This is a genomic window from Streptomyces sp. 13-12-16 (assembly GCF_002114215.1).
GTDB lineage: Bacteria > Actinomycetota > Actinomycetes > Streptomycetales > Streptomycetaceae > Streptomyces.
Map to the genome: position 1 here is coordinate 10,113 of NZ_NCTE01000445.1, position 2,103 is coordinate 12,215.

Genomic DNA, 2,103 nt, shown 5'->3' on the forward strand with positions numbered 1-2,103 from the left:
TGGGGGGCCTGCCGGACGGCGGCGACGGCGGGGGCGACCGGAAGAGCCCGGTGGGAGCCGCGGCCGACGGCGATACGGACAAGGACAAGGGTGTCACCCCGTCACCGTCCGCCTCCGCCTCCGCCTCTTCCTCCCCCTCGTCCTCCGCGTCCCCGTCCCCCTCCGCGAAGGACGGGAAGGAGACACCCGGGACCCCGGCCACCGCCTCCGCCGGCCAGGCGGACGACGGCGCCGGGGACGCCGTTCCGCTGACCGTGCGGACCGAACCGTACTTGTGGAAGGACCCCTGCTCGCAGCGGTACCTGGTCAACAGGCCGGCGAGCGAGGTGAAACCGCCGCCGACGGAGCAGGACGCGACGGCGTGGGTCAGCTCGTTCGGGGCCGTCTCGTCGGAGGAGCAGTACGTGCGGCTCACCGTGCAGGGGACCGGGGACGAGACGGTGGTCGTGGAAGAGCTCAACGTGCGGGTGGCGGGCAAGCGTTCGCCGCTGCCCTGGAACGACTTCGTGATGGGCTACCCCGGCGTGGGCTGCGGCGCCGGCGTGCCCACGCGTTCCTTCACGGTCGCCCTCGACGCCGCCCGCCCGGTCGTGACGCCGGAGGCCGGACAGCGGGACTTCCCGTTCTCGGTGAGCGAGTCGGACCCCGAGGTCTACTACATCACGGCCGACGCCTCCGCCTACGACGTGAGCTGGTACCTGGAGCTGAAGTGGTCCAGCGGCTCCCGCAGCGGCACGCTCACCGTGGACGACAAGGGCCGCCCCTTCCGCACCAGCGGCAACAACGGGCGCCCGGCGTACGAGTTCCCGCTGGGCGGCGAGGGGTGGGTCCCGGAGGGCACGACGAACCTCGGATAGGGCCGGCCGGGCGCCAACGGGTCCGGCCGCGCGTGAGGTCGTCGAACACCGGCCCGAAGGACCCGGCCGCCGTTCTCGAACGGGCGGCGAAGACACAGGACTTCGACCGCCCGATCGCGTTGTGCCCGGTCGCCGTCCCGCACTTCGTCGGGGACGGGGAGGCGTACCCGATCGTGCGCGAACCCGTCGGGGCGCTGCCCCCCCGGCAGCCGCGTGGTGCTCGGCCACCTCACCGAGGAGCTCGACCCGGGGAACGCGCGGGCGGCGCATCGGACGTACACCGAGCGGGGTTTCACGTCCGTGCCGCGCACCCGGGCGCGGTCCCCGCGCACCACCGGCGCCCCGACCACGCCGCCCCGTCCCCGCGCACCACCGGCGCCCCGACCCCGTCGAGCGGGTCCGCCACGAGGGCGTCGACGACGAGACGGACGTCGGCACGCACGTCCACGGGGCCGTCGCCACGAAGGGCCGAGACCGTCCGGACCGTCCGGATCGCGGAAAGCCGCGTGTAGAGGGCACGCGATTTCCTAGGCTGCGGGCACGCGCCGTCACCGCAGTCCGAGGAGCCGTGCCATGACCGTCACCGAGCCCGCCACCCCCGCCCTCGCCCCCACACCGCCGTTCGCGGCACGGGCCCGCACGGTCGGCGGCTCGCCCGTACGGGACATCCTGGCCGTCACCGCCCGCCCCGAGGTGATCAACTTCGCGGGCGGGCTCCCGGCCCCCGAACTGTTCGACACCGACGGCATAGCGGCGGCGTACCGCGCGGTGCTCGCCGAGACACCCGCGCGGGCCCTGCAGTACTCCACGACGGAGGGCGAGCCCGCGCTGCGGGCGGCACTCGCCGCCCGCACGGCCGCCCGCGGTCTGCCCACCACCCCCGACGACCTGCTCGTCACCACCGGATCCCAGCAGGCCCTCTCCCTCCTCGCCACCGTGCTGCTCGAACCCGGCGACACGGTCCTGGTCGAAGACCCCTGCTACCTGGCGGCACTTCAGGCGTTCTCCCTGGCCGGGGCACACGTGGTGGCCGTCCCCGGCGACGAGCACGGCCTCGACCCGGACGCCCTGGACGAACTGGTGGCGCGCGAACGCCCCAAGCTCCTCTACACCGTGCCCACCTTCCAGAACCCCACCGGCCGCACCCTGCCCGCCGCCCGCCGCGCCGCCGTCGCGGAGACCGCCGCCCGGCGCGGACTGTGGATCGTCGAGGACGACCCGTACGGCGAACTGCGCTACGAGGGCG

Annotated in this window: 2 protein-coding genes and 1 pseudogene; all 3 read left to right on the plus strand. The window is 74.7% G+C overall.

Annotated features, from left to right (window positions below):
• Positions 1 to 857, plus strand: a pseudogene (locus tag B7767_RS46410) (transcriptional regulator); the annotation flags it as partial.
• A gap of 32 nt (positions 858 to 889) precedes the next feature.
• Positions 890 to 1,369, plus strand: coding sequence for an SAM-dependent methyltransferase (locus B7767_RS18235; protein ID WP_306297967.1), 480 nt, complete (start codon positions 890 to 892; stop codon positions 1,367 to 1,369).
• A 61-nt stretch (positions 1,370 to 1,430) separates the two neighbouring features.
• Positions 1,431 to 2,103, plus strand: a 673-nt coding sequence (locus B7767_RS18240; RefSeq protein ID WP_143652537.1) for a PLP-dependent aminotransferase family protein, incomplete at its 3' end; no start/stop codon positions are given.